The following is a 17281-nucleotide window of genomic DNA, read 5'->3' on the forward strand; positions in this document are numbered from 1 at the left end:
GTGGGCGCCCGGTCAGATGTTCGCGAGATGATAGTTGCCGGCTTCGTCGAGCGCGGCAGTTACTTGTTCCTCGGTCAGTGGCGCTGAAGCTGTGACGGTCACGGTGGAGACTCCTCCGGCGACGAGATCGATCTCGACCTCGCTCACTCCGGGGAGGGCGCGCAGCTCGTCCGTGACGGCGCCGACGCAATGCCCGCAGGTGAGGCCGGTGACCGCGAACGTGTTGTTGGTTGCAGACATGATGTCCTCCGTAGGGGTGGGCGCGGATGTCGTGGGTGATTTCTTCGTCGAGTTGCATCCACAGCCGCGTTGCGTCTTATCGAGTAGATTCGGCTGCGAGTTAGTCTGACCGCTCATGATTCCCTTCCCGTCTGGTACCCCAGGGGGGTACCTGTTTCTACTATACTCGCGTTAGGAGAAGGTGAGTCAAGGCTGCGCCTCGACTACTTCCGTCGGACATTTGGTCGGATTCTCCCTCGTGTATTCGCCCGCGCAGAGAACGTCGAATTTCGAGCGCCCGTGGAGTGTCGCCAGGTGTACACCGGAGCCATGGGCAGTTGCGCCGTTCGCGGGATTTCGATCCCAGTCCAGCGGCAGGGCAGAGGCCGGGGATTCCGGGACGCTGACCCGATGCCGGGGCGGCCACAATCTCACCTCGCCGAACGGGGTAGGAAGAGGCATCGAATGAGATGCCGGCCCAATCAGGTCGCGCCTCCCGTGCTGGTGTGATCGTGTGTTCGGACGTCTCCACGTGTCAGACGATGTAGCCCAAGCGGGTCATCATACCCGACTCCTGGTGATATCCGTTGTGGCAGTGGAGCATCCAGTCGCCCGGGTTGTCGGCGATGAGATCGACAGCGACAGATTCCATCGGACGAACGATGACTGTGTCCTTACGAGGGCCGACACCGCCGTCACCTTTGACCACTTGGAACGTATGCCCGTGCAGATGCATGGGATGCCACATCATCGTCATGTTGGTGAACGTGAGCCGGGCTCGGTCCCCTTCTTTGACGGTCAGAGGTTCGGTTTGGTCGTAGTTCCGACCGTTGATCGTCCATTGGTAGCTCATCATGTCCCCCCCGAGGTCTGCCACGAGATCGACACCGGTGCCATCGCTTCGCGGCAGAACGACACTTTCGGCTGCAGTGAACGACTCGACCGTGCCCACTCGACCTGCCAATTCCCGAGGGAGGAACGACGCGTCGGGCGCAGCGCCCGAGCCTGTACGCAGCAGCGTCCGAGCCTGAGCGTTCTTACCCTCGGCCGCGGCGACGAGCGGGAATACACCGTCCTTGACCGTGACGATCACGTCGTAGCGCTCACCCATGCCGAGGAGAAGCGCATCGACTTCTGTCGGTACGACCGGAAAACCGTCCGTATGGGTCACGGACATCACGTGATCGGCAAGGGCGACTCGAAAAGCGGTATCCGCACCCGCGTTGATGATGCGAATACGCACACGCTGACCGGGAGCGGCCGAGAAAGTTGTCGGTGCAGAAGCTATCCGCCCGTTGATCAGATAGTACGGATAGCTGACGTCACCCGCGTCCCCACCGAGCAGAGCGCTTGATTCTACCGAGTTAGGGCCACCCGAGGTGGCGGGCAGCGTGGTTTCGGCCGACCCGTGGTTCATTCCACCCATGCCAGGCATGTTGCCCATCCCGGATCCGCCCATCGAACCCATGCCGTTTCCGGACTGAAGGTCGGAGAGGATCTGTTGCGGACTCGTGCCGACTCCATCCGTCCAGTCGTCGAGAACCACGATCCATTCGGCGTCGTAGTCGACGGGCTCGCGGGGGTCGTCGACGACGATGGGGAGATACAGGCCGTAGTCGGTGTCGAGACCGACATGCGGGTGAGCCCAATACGTTCCCGAATGAGGTACTGAGAACCGGTATGTGAAGTTCTGCCCCGATTCGATGTTCGGGCTTGCCGGCATGGCGCCGTCCATGTCGTTGCGAAGCGCGATGCCGTGCCAATGCACCGATGTCTGATGATCGAGTCCGTTGTTGACGGTGATCGCCAACTCGTCACCGACATTCGCGCGAATCAACGGACCGGGAACACTGTCGCCGTATGCCAGAGTGCGCACCGTGATGCCGCCGAGATCGATATCGGCACCCTGCGGATTGAGCGTGTAGTCCACGGTGCGACCGGTATGCGGGCGCGCTGCCTCAGCGGACGTGATGGCATTCTTGTCGAACGGCGGGGGGTTCGGGTTGGACGATCCGCTGGTGGTGCATGCGGTCAACGCCAGGCCACCCGCCCCCGCCGCCGTGGCGGCGAGAAACGTACGTCGACTGAAAGCCGATCCTGTGAACGGCGCAATAGCCATGATTGTGATTGTCCTTGTCTAGTCGTTGTGGAGAAACGGAACTGATACGCCACCGAGCCCGGGGCGCGCGTGCGGCAGAGGTCAACGACTCTCGTGTCGACGAGAGGATCGATCCAAAGCTTCACTGCGGGAGCGATACTCGTCATCGTCGATCTCGCCGCGGGCGTAGCGCTCATCCAACAGATGCTGCGCATTCGTACCACGGAGTTCGCTGCGGGTACTGCGCCTGGGACGAAACAAAGCAAGTAGGGCCGCAATGACCAACCCCCAAAATGCGATCATCGCCAGCGCCATCAGAATCCAGCTGACCCAACCCATTCCATAACCCGAATTCTCGCTCCACCACATCATGTCCGTTCACTCTCCTCACCTTCGACAGTGCTCGCCGAACCCTCTGGGATCGGTGTGCTTTCTATGAAGATTCGCTGAAGAGGTGACCGCATACCGTGTATCGCGTGCGCAGCGGCGACTGAGCAGTCCACGATGGTGGCATGGACAGTACGTCAACACGGTCAACCGACGGGTACGCAGGTTTTCGGGCACTGGTCGTCGACGACGAACGCCCACTGGCCTCGATCATCTCGAGTTACCTCGAACGAGAGTCATTCGAGGTGAGTGTGGCCTACAACGGTTTCGACGCTCTCGCCCTGGCACGTGAGGTCGATCCTGATGTGGTGGTCCTCGATCTCGGGTTGCCCGGTATCGACGGCATCGAGGTATGCCGGGAACTTCGTACATTTTCGGATGCATACGTGGTGATGCTGACTGCTCGCAGTGAGGAAGTGGACACCATCGTCGGGCTTTCTGTCGGTGCCGATGATTACATGAGCAAGCCGTTCAGCCCCCGAGAGTTGGTAGCGAGGATCCGCGCGATGATGCGCAGACCCCGCAGCGGAGTCGCGCACGGTACAACTGCGAGAGCGGTAACCCGAGACGAGGAGAGTCCGCCAATGACGTTCGGGGTGCTCAGGATCGACGTTGCCGGGCGAGAGGTCTCGGTCGCCGAGAAACCGGTTCTGCTGACTCGGACGGAATTCGACGTGTTGGCGGCATTGGCCGCTCGGCCGGGGATGGCGTTCAGCCGTCGGCAACTGATCGAAGCAGTGTGGGGTCCTGCGTGGACGGGGAACGAACATCTTGTCGATGTTCATATCGGTCATCTGCGCCGCAAACTCGGCGATGATCCCGCCGCGCCTTTGTATGTCAATACCGTGCGCGGCATCGGGTACCGAATGGGTTCCGGAAAATGACTACCCTGGAAGAACTTTCGTCTCATCAGGGGCGTACCCGCCGAGGACTCGGTGTCGGCGTGCGTTTGTTGATGGCCCAAACGCTGGTCTTGGTGGCAGGAGCGGCCACCTCATGGGTCGTTGCAGTCACTGTCGGTCCGAGTTTGTTCCGCGAGCATCTGCGCCGCGCGGGCGTGCCTCCGATGTCTGAGGAGCAAATGCATGCCGAGCAGGCATATCGCTCGGCAACTGCGGTCTCGTTGTCCGTGGCGATCGGCGCAGCTGCGTTGTGCGCGCTGGCTGTGACCTGGTATCTCAGTCGTCGGCTGCAGCGGTCGGTGACTGCGGTGTCAACTGCCGCCACGGCAGTCTCGGCGGGAAACTACGCGGCCAGAGTCCCGCCGCCGCAGCTCGGTGACGACTTCGACGCACTTGCGACGGCCTTCAACGAAATGGCGGTCCGTCTCGAGTCTGCCGAGTCGATGCGTCGACGGTTGCTGGCAGATCTCGCGCACGAGATCCGGACGCCGGTAGCTGTTCTCGAAGCATTCATGGAAGCGCTCGAAGACGGAGTGGAAGCTCTCGATGATCACACCATTGCGATGCTCAGAGATCAGACCCGACGTCTGGCACGGTTTTCCGGCGACGTCTCGGCGCTGTCCGATGCCGAGACGAATCGAGCTGCAATCGAACCGACATGGACCAGACCTGAGGTACTGGTGAGCTCAGCGGTAGCGGCGCACGAAGAACGATACGACACGAAAGCAGTCATTCTGAGCGTGGACGTCCCCGGAAATCTGCCGTCGGTGTGGCTGGACCCGGAGCGCATAGGGCAAGTGTTGAGCAATCTGCTCGACAACGCACTGCGCCACAGTCGATCACAGAGCACAGTGAAGGTGCGGGGACGGGTGAAAGGGGATCGGTTCATCCTCACACTCACCGACGAAGGCGATGGAGTCGCCGCCGAGCACCTCCCCTATCTGTTCGAGCGTTTCTATCGCGCCGACGCAGCACGCGATCGTGCTCACGGAGGGGCAGGGATCGGACTGTCCATCGCGAAAGCACTCGTCGAAGCACACGGTGGACAGATCACCGCCGCGAGTGACGGAGCCGGGCAAGGCACCACCTTCGTTATCGCGTTGCCAGTACATCGTCCGAAAGGGCGGCACATCGACTGCCGGGGAACTGTCGATGCGTGACATTCGACGCGACATTCGAGGTAATGGAAACGCTCCGGGAACACCCACTCACCCCGCCGCTACCGGCACACCTGGTCAAGAACTCGTGAGGTGAACCGATCAATGACGATTCAAGAGACCAGAGCGCAGAGGTGACCCGGCCCGGGGACTTACACTTCGATCGCTGTGACGTAGGCACTCGCGCACACCGAACCCGAGACCAGGAACCAACTACTCAGGCTCTCCCCTGAACTGTGATACCGCACGGTCACGTCGTTTCCCGCGGTGATGGGAGAGCGATATTCGAGAATCGCTCGGTAGGGGAGTGGATTTCGGGGTCCGGCCCAATCTCTGATCAGGTCTTCGACAGGCTGCCAATACGTGGCGTTGTTGACGTGGTTGAACGGATCGATATCGCTCGATCGTAAGACGAATGTCGTTTCCTCCCCATCGCCCGGATGAGCGGTGTGCCAGGGTTTCCACTTCAATCGGTGATCGTTGGCGGTCGAACCGAGTCCGGCCATGAAACTCTCTTCGATCCTGGAAGGCATCCCGTTGACCGGATTGAGATTTATCCAGAATCCTTCGGTCTCGATCAAGCCGCCGCCGTCGGATTCGATGCGGACACGCATCGTGCACCACCTGCTCGACAACCCCGAGCACCATCTGCGCATGCGCACACGAGCCGGCCAGCTGACCGGACGAATGACATCGATGACTGTGCGGCGCACGACCCACACCGGGTGGGCAGCCGCTGCGCCGCTCGCATCGAGATCGTCGAAACCGATGTCCTGCAGATAACGTGCAACGCCATCGAGTCGCACCGTCCCGGAGACGTCGATATCTCCCGTCCGTACCGGCCGAGAGGTTTCGAACACCGCGCCATTGGTCGGCAAATCCACCAGGCGGTGGTTGCGCATCGCGTCAGCTTCCATTTTGCAGATCCCTTAGATGTGATTGTTCGCTTCGATACTTTGCACACCCTTGCTGCAACGTAGTGCGATCCCTACGCCCAGTCCCGCATCAGCCGCCGGGTCTGCCGCAGTCGTACCCAGTAGTCCGTGCCCGGTCTCCGAACATGGTGAACAAGGAGCCTATCCAGTCTCGCAAACTACTACACTGTCCGCGCGATTGCCGGTTGACGTTCGATGTCCTTTCCAGGTCCTTCTTGAGTGTGCCCAAGATCGTTGCGGCACCATGGAATTCCCATATTCCTCGGCTCGGCCTCGAAGCGCCTCGTCTCGCCGCAGTGCCCACCCGCGCGTTCGCGCTCGACCTCTACCTACTATCCAGGTTCGTAGTTCAGCTACTATCGACCTTAGTAGTTCGGTGGGCATCCGCGCCAACCGAGAGATTGGGGCGACGGTGAGCAAAAAATCAACCAAAACCCGCGCGAAACAGCGGTCTACGACGCAGAGTCGAGCCCGACGCGCCACGTCACCGAAGCGGAACCCCACTTCACGACCGCACGACGAAGTCGGCACAACACCCCGTGCTAGGCCCAGTCCGGCCGGTAGTGCCGTGGAAGAACTGGCCGCAGCGGCCGCAGCGGCGTATCTGAGTAAAGCAGCGCCGACGCCAGCCTCGGCCTTGGCTCAAGCACCGCCGGCGCCGGCCATCGCCGAAAAGGCGATGCCCACCAAGCCATCGGGCACTGAACGCGTTGCCCGGCCATTGGGTGACGACGAGTCGACCGCTGCAACGGAACTCGCTGCGCCCGGCGGTGGGTGCGCTGAAGCGTTCACGCAGATAGAACCACAGGGGCTCGCAGCAACGTACTGGGGAGAATCGCCCGAGGTTACTTCCGATCTGTCGATTCTGTTCCGAGGAGCCCGCAACAGCCCGGGCAGCGAACCGGAACGTTTCGAGAGGGTCACCCACGTCAACGGTGTTCCAGCGGGGGAACGCTTCGCGGTGACTGCGAGAATCCGCGGAATCGCCACTGGTAGTTGGACTGTCAGTGCCGAGCGCATCGAAACTCCGGACGACACCACCGGGCAGTTCGACATCGCAGCTCCGCAGACCGCCACGGCCTGGACTACCGCAGCGCCATTGGTGCACGGGCCCGGCGTGCGACTCTGGACGTGGCCGCTGTTGGTCGGTTTGGGTGCAGTGTTCGCCATCGTCATGCAGGCACTGCTCTTGACCCGTATGAGCGAGAACGCCACTGCGGCAGTTCTCATTTCGATCCTCGGCTGCCTTCTCGGCTACGTGGGTGCGAAGCTCTGGTACTTGGCACTTCACCGCCAGAGCCTTCGAAAATTCGTCTCTGCCGGCGCATGCATACAAGGATTTTTGGTGGTGTCGCTCGCGGTATTGGTGCTCGGCGGAGCAGCCTTCGGTCTGGGCGTCGGTGTGTTACTGGACATGACAACGCCCGGGTTGTTTCTCGGGATTGCGATCGGGCGCCCGGGATGCTTTTTGACAGGATGCTGTTCGGGTCGACCTACCAGGTCGAGATGGGGAATGTGGGCTTCGGACCGGACTCTCGCGGTGCGCCGAATCCCCGTGCAACTGATCGAAGCGTTCGCAGGCTTGATCATCGGCCTCGCGACACTGATTTTCGTCCTCTACGGCACCGAAACGCCCTATGACGGAGCAGTATTCGTTGTCGCCGCGGCTATCTACACGTGGGTCCGTCAAGGGTTGTTCCCCTATCGTGCGGACCCTCATACACGGCGCGGGCGGCTTCTGACCAGCGCGGCATGCGGAATTGTCATCGTCGCGACGATTCTGCTGGGCGTGGTGTGATCGTGACCCAGAGTAGTAGCCTTTTGCGCTTTTCTGCCGATGCCACGTGCGCAGAAGGTGAGTCTCACGAAAATTGGGATGGCCACGAATCAAGTTTCGCGCGGGATCTGGCCAATTCGATTGGCGCCGCGTTCGGTGCATGAGGCCGGTTCAGTTCGAGGAGGGGGTGAACCGGCCTTGAGCACTGGCCCCCTGCGGGCCGGACTCCTTGTTCGTCCACGACCCGGTTTCGCACTGTTTCAAGCACCTGCTGCGCATGAAGCCATCGCCATCGCACCCAGTAGCGCCAGAAGAGGCGCCGCAGGTAGGACGATCGCCGTTCCGCAGGCAGCAAGGGTGCGGAGGTAGCGAATGGGCGCCGGGTGGTGGGTGCGGTGGGAGGACAGACGATCAAGTCGCAACGCCAGGCAATCCTGCGCTATTCCCAGAGCCGCCACGGGCACCTCGTGAGGTGTCATACTGCAGAGTGCGCGGTGCACGGATTCGCGCCCATGCTGACGAACGGCTCGGGAGTCGGCTTCGATTTCCACCAACGCACGGACCAATGGGGGCGAAGATCGCATGATCGGAAGCCACGGAAACGCGTAGGCGAGCGTTTGAGCTGCGCTGACGAGCAGATGGTGCCGCCCCGTGATGTGTGCTCGTTCATGTGCGAGTACTGCAGCAAGAGCCTCGGTGTCGAGTTGATCTCTCAATCCGTCGCTCGCAACTACAAGCGCGGGGCGCCCAGCGATACTGTAGGCGAAGGGCACAGAAACCGGGAGCCAGAGCAGTGACGAGGACCGTGCACCCCCCAGAATGCGCAGCAACCCGAGGTGCTGCTGGTGTAGCTCGCGGCGAGTGCGGGAGAAGCTGAACAGATGGACGGTGCCTCGCACCGCCCCGATGACCAGGGCTGACCCACCGAGTACACCCACCGCCGTCTCGAGCCTGGCCGGCGCGTCGTCGTGAAGGGCGAGCCAACAGCTGTGGGCGAATTCGATCAGCGACGAGACACCACCGTGACTGGGTAAAAGGCTCAAGATCACCGGGACACTGATACTCACTACAGTTCCGAGTGCCAGAGCGCCCCACAAGACGAGGACGACATGCGGATCAACGCCGCGACGCATCATCGATCCGAGGAACAGCGGGGAGAGTGCGGCAACGAGAAGGCCACCGACCGCCCACGCGAGGACGGCTGTCACTTCTTGCCTCGTTCACGCAATCCACGCGCCAGGATCTTCGATTCGACGTCGGATGTCCCGCGAACAAAATGCAACAGGACCCCGGTCGGGTCTCCGGTGGATTCGAGAAGTGCGCGCAACCCGTCAGCTGCCGCTTCCTCGCGGCTTCGCGTGGCTTCGTACCAGTACGCGCGCCCGTTTCGCTGACGATGCACCCAACCTTTGCGATGAAGATTGTCCATGACGGTCATCACCGTCGTGTACGCCGGTTCACGGTCGTCATCGAGGCCGTCGATGACGTCGCGCACACGGACCGGTTCGGTGGAGCGCCACAGCACATCCATCACCAGCGCCTCGAGCTCTCCCAGACCTTGCATTTTTCCTCCTCGTAGAGCTGCATTCGTCACCGCACCGTGCGAGTGCCCAACCTGCAACCTCCGTCGCTTTCGTACGGGGCCCAACCAGCGCTGTCGGTGATTCGTCGGTCACAGTGATGTGGGACCGCTCGATGAGGGTGTCGTGTCGACTCTGCACGCTGGAGGTTGCCGAGACGGCGAACCGAAGCCCTGTAGAAATACTATCTGTTCTGCTTCCCGTCGCCGCCCCGATACGGCGGCGGTGTCTGGCGACCTCCTCCCGTGACGATCTGCCGAACCCCTGTCAGCTCTGACAGTGTCAAAAGGTTTATCCAGCACTTTCGCGTCGACTACGGGAGAACGTCTCGCGCGGAGCTTCTGTTTGCGATTCAGCATCGTTTGCCGGCAGGGCGACAGGTCTTACAGCGCGCTGCCTTCCGACCATCGGTCCCACGGCACACTCCAGTCGCCGTTCTGCCACAATTCGAGAGGGGCGCCGCCGGTATTGCGTATCTCCACGACATCTCCGGGAAGCGAAAAATCATAGAACCATTGAGCATTGGCGCGACTGAGGTTCAAGCAGCCGTGTGAAACATTGGTATTGCCTTGCGCCCAGACTGTGTCTTCGAGTTCGTGAAGGTAAATTCCGTCGGTGCTTATTCGGGTGGCGTAGTTGATTTTTTCCTTGTACCCCAGCCGGGAATTGACGGGAAGTCCGTAGGTCGACGAGTCCATGATCACGGGGTTGGCCTGATCGAGGACGGTGTAAATGCCTGGTTGGGTCCAGAAGGAGATCGTTTGGCCGTTGACGAGCTCGGTTCCTCCCATGCCCATCGATGTCGGCATAGTGCGCACAGTTTTGCCGTTGCTCGTGACCGTCACTTGCTTGGTCGTATCGTCGGCGACGGCGATATGCGAGTCGCCGATGGTGAATGCAGTCGTGGCGTCTTCCTGTCCGAACAGTCCGCCACCGAGCGGGACGCCGAAGACCGCAGCCCGGACCGTGACCTCGGTGCCGGGGGGATAGTACGCACGAGGTCGCCAGTGAACATTCTGGTCATCCACCCAGTACCACGAGCCTTCGAGCGGCACCGACGTTTGCACAGTCAGGCTTTTCTCCGCCGCTGCACGATCGAGGATCGGCTCGTCGAAATGCGTGACAATAACGATCCCTACCCCGAAAGTGCCACCATCTGTGAGGAGGTTACCCCCGGCCGTCACGAAGGATGGTTTGGTCAGGTTCCGCGGCTTGACTGTGGAGAAGGTGCTGGACTGATCGAGACGTGAGCCATCGTTTTGGGTGGCTGACGCTGTCATCGTGTAGGTCTTCCCGTAGTCCAAGGACGCGCCGGGTTTCCACACCTGCCGGTCAGGGGTGAAGATGCCATCGACCACAGCCCCGCCCACTTCGGTGAGCACTACCGAGTCGAGCCTCCCGCCAACAGATTCCACCGTGACCGGATCAAGGGGGTTGACGGTATCTGTCCCCCCGGAAGGAGTCATCACCAGCGCGGAGACAGGAGAGTCGTTCTCGGCGGGCGCACCCGTGTCACTCGGTGCGGACTGCGGTGCTGTGGAGGTGCATCCTGTCAGCGTTGCGACCATAAGGACAAGGACGACTAACCCTGTATGCCGTGTTGAGGCCATAATTGTTCCTTCACGTCAGTGGGTGGGGAGCGCCGACGAAGACAGTGATTCGCAAGGGACGCAAGTAATCAGATGGAAGATCAGAGCGGACAACGAGAAGAGAGGCTTCGACGGACAGGCCTAGCCACTCGCCAGTTTCCGGATCAGTTCTGTTGCAAAAGTGCTTGCATCGCGGTGATCTCGGACTGCTGTGCGGCGATGATATCGGTAGCCAATTGCTTGGCGTCGGCGTTGTCGCCATCGGATAGTTCCGATTGGGCCGTCGCGATCGCGCCGGAGTGATGTTCGATCATCATCTTCAGCCACGCGGTGTCGAAGTCCCCATCGCGCAGCCCCTCCAATTGAGCGATCTGCTGCTGGGACATCATTCCTGAATCAACCCCGCCGTGGTCCATTCCATCCATGGAGTCCACAGGGGAGGTGGCGTCGGACGTAGGTTGACCCCATTGTTCGATGAGCGCTGCAATCTGATCCATTTCGGGCCCGCGAGCGGTTTGGATCGAAGCGGCGAGTTCGAGTATTCGAGGATTGGTGGTGCGACTGTCAACCATCTTTGCAATCTCGACGGCCTGTGCGTGATGTGGATACATCATCGCGACGAACTGCATATCCGCGCTGTTGGCGCCGTTGGGCTGCGAGGCCGCGGAGGAGTTGGACATGTTTCCGCTGTCGTTGCTCGACATTTGGCTCATGTCATGGCCGCCGCAGCCGGCGATCAGCATCAGACCGGCGGCAGACCCCGCTGAGACTGCGATACGTGTGGAAACAGCACGTGTAAGCATCATATTTTTCTCCTGGAATGTGTTGTTGTGCAAAAAATTCTTCTGGGGAGGGGCCGTCGACTCGGATGGTCAGTAGTTCCGCTATGAGCGTCTGTCGTATCCGCAGCGCCGACAGTTGGTTGTGTAGGGGCAAGGTGTCGTGCACGATGCACGTCTGCGGCAACAGGGGAACGTGCAACCCTCCACTCACGCGTGCCGGTATGATCCTTGTCTTCGCGCTCGATGACGACTGTCGCGGTGATCAGCGTGGTGTCGTGCGCGCCGGGCAGGACCAGCGAGGTGACGGTGGAACCTGCAATCAGAAGGTTGCGGTGATCAAGACAAGCGACAGCAGGGGATGAGTGGTTGAACAGACTGCAGGCCAGAGCCACCGCTACCGGTTCGTCACCCTGCGTATGCCGTAGGAATTTCGAAGGCCTGGGCGCGGCCAGTGCGCGGGTGCGACAGAACTGGCAGGGGTGAATGAACGAGTAAGGGGAGATCATCGCAGCTTCCGTTCCTATTGCACGGTGACAGTTCACTGGACGTGAATATCTCGTCAGTTCTCCCCCATCAGTTCACTTCGGGGTAGACGAAGGTGCGGGTGATGAGATGTTTTGCATCGCTTAGTGTTTCGGAAACTATTCGTCCAGTTTGGTCGAGGTCGAGCAGTACGTTCATACCCGCAGCCGGATAGCCCAATGCCAGACGGAGTTGCCGTCCGGCGCTGGGTAAGCGCACCGCGATGGGCGCAGTCCCGTCCGCATACGGCTCCTGGGCGAGGAAGAACTCGCTGGACAGACTTAGTTGCTGAGGTTCGGGTCCGACGTTTGCGGCATCACTGGTCACCGATTCGTAAAAGGTCAGATTCTTCTGAGTGCGGGTGATATCTACGGCTCGAGCGAGATCGGTGTCCCCGGACTGAACAGGCCATGGAATTAACATGCTGACCGTCCCGCCCAGCCACCCTGTCGCCGCGGCCTCGAGCGTGAGCATGCTTTCACCCAGTGGCCAATCGGCTTGCGCCACGAAGCATCCGGATCCGCACCCGCGCAAGGGAAGGGAAGTGTTCTGCCCGCTCGCCCGCAGTGCGCCGATCAAGGTGTATTCCTGGTCCGGTTCCTGAGCGTAGTAGTCGACGCGGCGCGGAGTCGACAGTCGAACCACCAGCTGCCCTTCGCTGGCGGCGACGCTCACCCCAATCTGTCCAGCCAATGTTCCCAGCGGCAGAACCGGACCGATGGCTGCAGGTGGTCCCGGCTGGGCGGGTGAATTGGCAGGCGCCGTCGAGACTAATGCAGCACTGATGGCGAGCACGGAGATCAGGAGGATGCTCTCGATACGAATCTGATTGCGCAGTTTGCCCACTTGTTCAGTTCTGCGCATCGTCCGCCGTGCAGATATCGCCACACCCGAGGCGGCGATGACGAAGAGTAGTTTGACCGTCAGAAGTTGCCCGTACGGGGTGGAAAACATTGCGGCAACGGGGATCAGCAACAATGCCGAGATCGTACCGGTGGTCACGACGACGATGAAGGTCCACAGCGCAAGTCGTGTGTAACCGGCCACGACCCACCGAACCGGGGCATGCTGACCCCGCCACGCGAATGCAGTGCGAACCGTGTGGAGCAAAGCGCCGACCCAGATTGCCGCTGCCGCGAGATGAACGGCGGTGAGAAACGCGCCCCATCCGGGAGCGACGACGTTTGCGTGCGAGCGCAGCCCTTCGGCGGCAATGACCAGCAGAAGGGCTGCGCTCGCAAGTCTGGGGCTCCCCGCGGCTTTCAGCGCCAAGGCCAACATGAGCCCACACGTCTCTACGAGCAAGATGATGCCCGCACGTTCTTGCCATAGCGCAGCAACGCTGGACGAAGCGGCGAGCGAAACCATAAGGCCTGCAACACCTACCAAAGCAATACAAGCGCCGGCCGGAAACCAGGTGCGCAACTTCTTCAACGAAGGGTTCTCGGCGTGCGGTACAGACGACAATCTCTCCGCGACAAGTGTCCCGAGCGCGAGGGCGAACCCGACGAACAGCAGCCACCGGAGCACGGTTTCCGTCCACGAGGTCGAGGCGCTGTCGTCGCCACCGCCGCTGTCGGTCAAAGCGAGGCCGACGGCAAACCGAAAGTCTTCCTCGACGAGGTCACCATCTGCGCCGATCACTTGCCACCGGACGGTGTAGGTGCCCGGCGACGGAGCATCCGAGAGCCGGGAAGTGATTGCACGGCCACCTTTGGACGACTCTGCTGCCTCCATCGGGCTCTCACGGCCTGCGCCGTCCAGGACTTTGATCGCATCGGTCCCGGCGGTGACTTGTTCGTTGAAGATCAGGGTGATGGCTTGCGGAGGCTCGGAAACGGCAGTCTCCGAGCCAGGTTCGGTAAAGAGCAGCGTGGGGTGAGCGTTGGCGATGCCGGCGCCCAGAACCACAAGGACTCCCGCAACGAGCACAAGTGTGATGCTCTGGAACATTCGAACGAACAACGACATGTTCAGGTCAGTTCAAGGCATACAGAGACTGAGAAGTCGCCGCGTACGCGCTGTCGTAACTCGCCGCAGTCAACGCTTCGACTGCTCCGACATTAGCGCGCTTCTCCCAGCCTTTTCCCTCCCTGCTCCGCCAGGCGAATCCATCTTGATCGACCCCCCACAGTGCATCCGAGGAGCCCGCGATCAGCACCATGGACGGCGCTCCAGCGAACTTTGTGAAGGTGCGCCCGTCGTCGCTGCTGTACTGCAGCCCTGACGAGGTGACAGCCCATGTCCCACTCTCGGTGAGAGCGAGGGACGCCACACCCAGGGCACCGCCGGATTCCCACGACTTTCCCTGATCCTTCGACACCGTGACACCTCTGGCCCCGTCGAAGCCGACGAGTGTCGTGCCATCTGTAACCAGAGAATGAAAGTCGACCTGTCCCGCGAGCGAGCTATCCGTCCAGGTTCGGCCGCCGTCGTTGCTGGTGCGTAGGCCAAGTGGGTTGGCTGCGGTACTGGACGGTCCCGGGTGCCCTGAGGAAAAGAGCGTGTCACTGCCCGCCACGCCCGCCAACCCCATCAAATCGTCGTCGGAATCACCCACTCGCACTGTGTCGCCCGAATCTCCGATCGCGAACAGTCCGCGATGCGTACCCGCCAAGATGGTGCCATCGGCGTTGATATGCAACCCGTGCAGATGGTCAAGTTCGGGTGTGAGCTCCACCCCTGGTATGGGCGGGACGATGGACTGGCCGGCCTTGTCGTCGTTTCCCTGCGTCGAACAAGCCGCAAGAGAAACGGCGATGAGAGCGGCGCCGACGAGCCCCACGATTGGGGACGTTCGCGCACGACGACTATTGGGCATCTGGGTGTCTCGTCCTGTATTCGAAGGGATGGCAACATTTCCGGGCGACTGGTACCTTATCTACTAAGATGCATAGTAGATGAGGGTGTTGGCTGGCTGCGAATTCACCCCCTGCAATGGTCTAGTGCAAGGGAAATGCTCGCCGTCGAAGCCCCTGATCTGATACGGCAGGGAGGTGCAATTGGTCTGGTCCCACGCACGGGTCGACGGGATGACGGCGCATCGCGTCATTGGTGGCGCAACCGGCGGTGGGCAGGAAGTTTGAACACAGGGCGGGTGCAGCGGTACTGCCTAGCCCTGGTGGCAGGAATGATTGAGAGTTCTTCTCGTGTGGTCACTTACCCGGAGATCTTGCAGTTGGCGAAGCGCCCATACAGACGGGATGCTGCTCAACGTGCCTTCGTGTGTGCCACTGCTGCACTACACCGTAGCCAGGGCAGGTCCAATCGATTGTCGCCCACCATGGAGACGACGTGATTTCGCGTCTGGCCCACTACGGGCGACGAGACCAGGGGAATCTCGTGGGCACAACTAATCCGGTTGGTCCAGGCCGTCGTGACTATGCGACCCACGGATACATCAGCGCAAAGGACTTGTACCTCAAACGCCTCAAGCGTATTGAGGGTCAGTCGCGAGGGCTGCAGCGAATGGTTGAAGAAGAAAGGTGCTGCATTGACATCCTTACCCAAATATCGGCGATGAAAAAAGCGCTGCATGCAGTAGCTATGGAATTGCTCGAAGACCATCTCAGTCATTGTGTCGTCGATGCCGCCGCAAGAGGGGGCGCCGAATCCGACGCCAAGATCAGGGAGGCCGCCGAGGCGATCAGACGGCTCGTGAATTCGTGAGGACCCTCCCATCTGATGTCCGAAACGATCTACTAGTCGGTGGGGCGGAATTTCGATGCCGTTTTATCGAAAGTCATTTACTTAGAATGTAGTTACGATCGAATCATGTTTTTTGAATGCGGGAGCGGGCGGCACATAGGGAAGCACTCCGCATGTTCCGTATTCCGGAGCGATTTCTGCTCGCCACAACCGGGATCCGAGGTCCTCGACGGGAATCGAGTTCATGATGAGCGCGTGCGGTGGCAGTCCCCACCGGGTGGGGATCGCCGAAGCATCATGGTGGCGCACCCGGGCTTATCGTGGGCCTGGGGTATCTGACGGTGATGGGCTCGTCGTGGTGGTGCTCGGTGTCGAGGATCCGTCACTTATGTACAGGGTGATGGTGGAGCCCGGAAGTGCCGCTCCCGACGGAGCTGTCGCGGTTGCTGTCCCTCTCGCGCTCGGACTTGACGTGAGGGAGACCGTCACTTTGAACCCGGCGTTCTGCAACAGAGATGTTGCGGCGGACTCGGTCATCCCGACCACGTCGGGTACCTGATCCCCGGCCGAACCGCGAACATATTTCTGGTCCAGCGGGGGTAGCGTGATGGGTCCGAAGTTGCTCGCGATCGGTCCCATCGCGTTGTACCACGTTCGGGCAGGTTCATTGCCGCCGTACAAATCGTCATTGGTGAACTCGTTTCGCTTGTGCACTGGCACCGACACTGAATTACTATCATGCATAGTAATTCATGTTCTCGTTCTTTCACCCCGCCGAACCCGGTACATGCCTCTGAAGAGTGCCGAAGCGGCGAGAGAAAGCACGATCGCAGACAACGCGAGTTCCGGAATCGAACCCACACGTGTTGCCAACGTGAGATCGGAGCGAACGGCGATCTCGTCGGTCAATGCTTGTGCTGTGAAGATCTCGCTCTGTTGACGCACCACACCCGCTGGCGTGATGATTGCGCTGACACCGCTGGTTGCTGCGATCAGCACACTGCGGCCGTGTTCGACCGCCCGCACCCGCGACATGGCCAGCTGCTGAAAGGTCATCTCGGTCCGGCCGAAGGTCGCGTTGTTGGTGGGAACCGCGATGACGGTGGCTCCTGCCTTGACGGACTCGGTCACCAGATCGTCGAAGGCCACCTCGTAACACGTGGCAACAGCTACCTGAATTCCGTTGAGGTCGACGACGCCGTTCCCGTTCCCGGCAACGAAATTGCCCGCAGAATCGGCATATGACGACACCGCACTAACGATCGATCGGAGCGGCAGGTACTCCCCGAAGGGCACAAGCTGCCGCTTGATGTGTTGCTGCCCAGGGCCGTCCGTCGGATCCCAGACCATGGCACTGTTGATCGATGTTCCTGGCTCGCCCTGCAGGACCGTACCGACCAGGATCGGGGCGCCGATAGAACGGGCTGCTCGGTCCAGTCGATCCGCCGCATCCCGATTCGTCAAAGGATCTATATCCGAAGCGTTTTCGGGCCAGATGACAAGTCGTGGCCGGGCTGCTCGGCCCGCTGTGACCTCAGCTGCGAGTTGTTCGGTGCGGGCAACATGATTGTCGAGCACCGCTCGGCGTTGGGCGTTGAAATCGAGGCCGAGTCGCGGCACGTTGCCCTGAACGACGGTCGCAGTGACGACCTCGTCAGGGGCGGCACCGGGAGAACCGGTCACCA

At 60.9% G+C, this 17281-nt stretch carries 16 protein-coding genes; 4 read left to right on the plus strand and 12 right to left on the minus strand.

Annotated elements, in window-relative coordinates:
- Positions 1-12 precede the first annotated feature (12 nt).
- The 3 genes from G9U53_RS32130 to G9U53_RS32140 form a co-directional block, all read right to left on the minus strand.
- A complete protein-coding gene (locus G9U53_RS32130) occupies positions 13-240 on the minus strand; it encodes a heavy metal-associated domain-containing protein (RefSeq protein WP_030537788.1) in 228 nt (75 codons plus the stop codon).
- Positions 241-754: 514 nt separating this feature from the next.
- Positions 755-2338, minus strand: coding sequence for a multicopper oxidase family protein (locus tag G9U53_RS32135; protein ID WP_030537787.1), 1584 nt, complete (start codon positions 2336-2338; stop codon positions 755-757).
- 81 nt (positions 2339-2419) lie between these two features.
- The gene (locus G9U53_RS32140; RefSeq protein ID WP_030537786.1) at positions 2420-2689 is read right to left on the minus strand and encodes a membrane protein; all 270 of its coding nucleotides are present in this window, start codon (positions 2687-2689) and stop codon (positions 2420-2422) included.
- Positions 2690-2829: 140 nt separating this feature from the next.
- Between G9U53_RS32140 and G9U53_RS32145 the strand changes: the two genes are divergently transcribed.
- Together G9U53_RS32145 and G9U53_RS32150 are read left to right on the plus strand one after the other, a co-directional pair.
- Positions 2830-3588, plus strand: coding sequence for a response regulator transcription factor (locus G9U53_RS32145; RefSeq protein WP_030537785.1), 759 nt, complete (start codon positions 2830-2832; stop codon positions 3586-3588).
- Positions 3585-4766 (plus strand): ATP-binding protein, encoded by a 1182-nt coding sequence (locus G9U53_RS32150; protein ID WP_030537784.1) that lies wholly within the window; start codon positions 3585-3587, stop codon positions 4764-4766. The genes G9U53_RS32145 and G9U53_RS32150 overlap by 4 nt, the downstream gene beginning before the upstream one ends.
- A 149-nt stretch (positions 4767-4915) precedes the next feature.
- On the opposite strand, the gene G9U53_RS32155 is transcribed toward G9U53_RS32150, so the two are convergent.
- Positions 4916-5680 (minus strand): acyl-ACP thioesterase domain-containing protein, encoded by a 765-nt coding sequence (locus tag G9U53_RS32155; protein WP_030537783.1) that lies wholly within the window; start codon positions 5678-5680, stop codon positions 4916-4918.
- A gap of 586 nt (positions 5681-6266) precedes the next feature.
- On the opposite strand from G9U53_RS32155, the gene G9U53_RS32160 reads away from it, so the two are divergent.
- Positions 6267-7496, plus strand: coding sequence for a prolipoprotein diacylglyceryl transferase family protein (locus tag G9U53_RS32160; RefSeq protein ID WP_051720982.1), 1230 nt, complete (start codon positions 6267-6269; stop codon positions 7494-7496).
- Positions 7497-7735: 239 nt separating this feature from the next.
- On the opposite strand, the gene G9U53_RS32165 is transcribed toward G9U53_RS32160, so the two are convergent.
- The 6 genes from G9U53_RS32165 to G9U53_RS32190 all read right to left on the minus strand — a co-directional run bounded on the left by G9U53_RS32165 (position 7736) and on the right by G9U53_RS32190 (position 14769).
- The gene (locus G9U53_RS32165) at positions 7736-8683 is read right to left on the minus strand and encodes a M56 family metallopeptidase (RefSeq protein WP_019747376.1); all 948 of its coding nucleotides are present in this window, start codon (positions 8681-8683) and stop codon (positions 7736-7738) included.
- Entirely contained in the window at positions 8680-9039 is a 360-nt protein-coding gene (locus tag G9U53_RS32170) for a BlaI/MecI/CopY family transcriptional regulator (RefSeq protein WP_019747377.1), read from the minus strand. The genes G9U53_RS32165 and G9U53_RS32170 overlap by 4 nt, the downstream gene beginning before the upstream one ends.
- A 399-nt stretch (positions 9040-9438) precedes the next feature.
- Positions 9439-10665, minus strand: a complete 1227-nt coding sequence (locus G9U53_RS32175; RefSeq protein ID WP_037127158.1) for an Ig-like domain-containing protein — start codon at positions 10663-10665, stop codon at positions 9439-9441.
- 143 nt (positions 10666-10808) lie between these two features.
- Positions 10809-11480 carry a DUF305 domain-containing protein gene (locus G9U53_RS32180; protein ID WP_223304577.1) on the minus strand — a complete coding sequence of 224 codons (672 nt, stop codon included), beginning with the start codon at positions 11478-11480 and terminating at the stop codon, positions 10809-10811.
- Between the two features lie 519 nt (positions 11481-11999).
- A complete protein-coding gene (locus G9U53_RS32185; protein WP_165639923.1) occupies positions 12000-13919 on the minus strand; it encodes a copper resistance protein CopC in 1920 nt (639 codons plus the stop codon).
- Positions 13920-13926: 7 nt separating this feature from the next.
- Positions 13927-14769, minus strand: coding sequence for a F510_1955 family glycosylhydrolase (locus G9U53_RS32190; RefSeq protein WP_030537778.1), 843 nt, complete (start codon positions 14767-14769; stop codon positions 13927-13929).
- Positions 14770-15290: 521 nt separating this feature from the next.
- Here G9U53_RS32190 and G9U53_RS32195 point away from each other — a divergent pair.
- A complete protein-coding gene (locus G9U53_RS32195; RefSeq protein ID WP_051720984.1) occupies positions 15291-15617 on the plus strand; it encodes a metal-sensitive transcriptional regulator in 327 nt (108 codons plus the stop codon).
- Between the two features lie 294 nt (positions 15618-15911).
- On the opposite strand, the gene G9U53_RS33780 is transcribed toward G9U53_RS32195, so the two are convergent.
- Together G9U53_RS33780 and lnt are read right to left on the minus strand one after the other, a co-directional pair.
- Entirely contained in the window at positions 15912-16322 is a 411-nt protein-coding gene (locus G9U53_RS33780; RefSeq protein WP_058228112.1) for a PASTA domain-containing protein, read from the minus strand.
- 24 nt (positions 16323-16346) lie between these two features.
- A partial coding sequence (gene lnt, locus G9U53_RS32205) for an apolipoprotein N-acyltransferase (protein WP_165639924.1) occupies positions 16347-17281 on the minus strand: 935 nt, incomplete at its 5' end.

This window comes from Rhodococcus sp. D-46 (genome assembly GCF_011290655.1).
Classification (GTDB): domain Bacteria; phylum Actinomycetota; class Actinomycetes; order Mycobacteriales; family Mycobacteriaceae; genus Rhodococcus_F; species Rhodococcus_F qingshengii.

What these genes read in the sequence shown, in the direction of transcription:
- G9U53_RS32130 (WP_030537788.1), bottom strand. Translation starts at nt 240, where the DNA reads ATGTCTGCAACCAACAACACGTTCGCGGTCACCGGCCTCACCTGCGGG.
- G9U53_RS32135 (WP_030537787.1), bottom strand. Translation starts at nt 2,338, where the DNA reads ATGGCTATTGCGCCGTTCACAGGATCGGCTTTCAGTCGACGTACGTTT.
- G9U53_RS32140 (WP_030537786.1), bottom strand. Translation starts at nt 2,689, where the DNA reads ATGATGTGGTGGAGCGAGAATTCGGGTTATGGAATGGGTTGGGTCAGC.
- G9U53_RS32145 (WP_030537785.1), top strand. Translation starts at nt 2,830, where the DNA reads ATGGACAGTACGTCAACACGGTCAACCGACGGGTACGCAGGTTTTCGG.
- G9U53_RS32150 (WP_030537784.1), top strand. Translation starts at nt 3,585, where the DNA reads ATGACTACCCTGGAAGAACTTTCGTCTCATCAGGGGCGTACCCGCCGA.
- G9U53_RS32155 (WP_030537783.1), bottom strand. Translation starts at nt 5,680, where the DNA reads ATGGAAGCTGACGCGATGCGCAACCACCGCCTGGTGGATTTGCCGACC.
- G9U53_RS32170 (WP_019747377.1), bottom strand. Translation starts at nt 9,039, where the DNA reads ATGCAAGGTCTGGGAGAGCTCGAGGCGCTGGTGATGGATGTGCTGTGG.
- G9U53_RS32175 (WP_037127158.1), bottom strand. Translation starts at nt 10,665, where the DNA reads ATGGCCTCAACACGGCATACAGGGTTAGTCGTCCTTGTCCTTATGGTC.
- G9U53_RS32185 (WP_165639923.1), bottom strand. Translation starts at nt 13,919, where the DNA reads ATGTCGTTGTTCGTTCGAATGTTCCAGAGCATCACACTTGTGCTCGTT.
- G9U53_RS32190 (WP_030537778.1), bottom strand. Translation starts at nt 14,769, where the DNA reads ATGCCCAATAGTCGTCGTGCGCGAACGTCCCCAATCGTGGGGCTCGTC.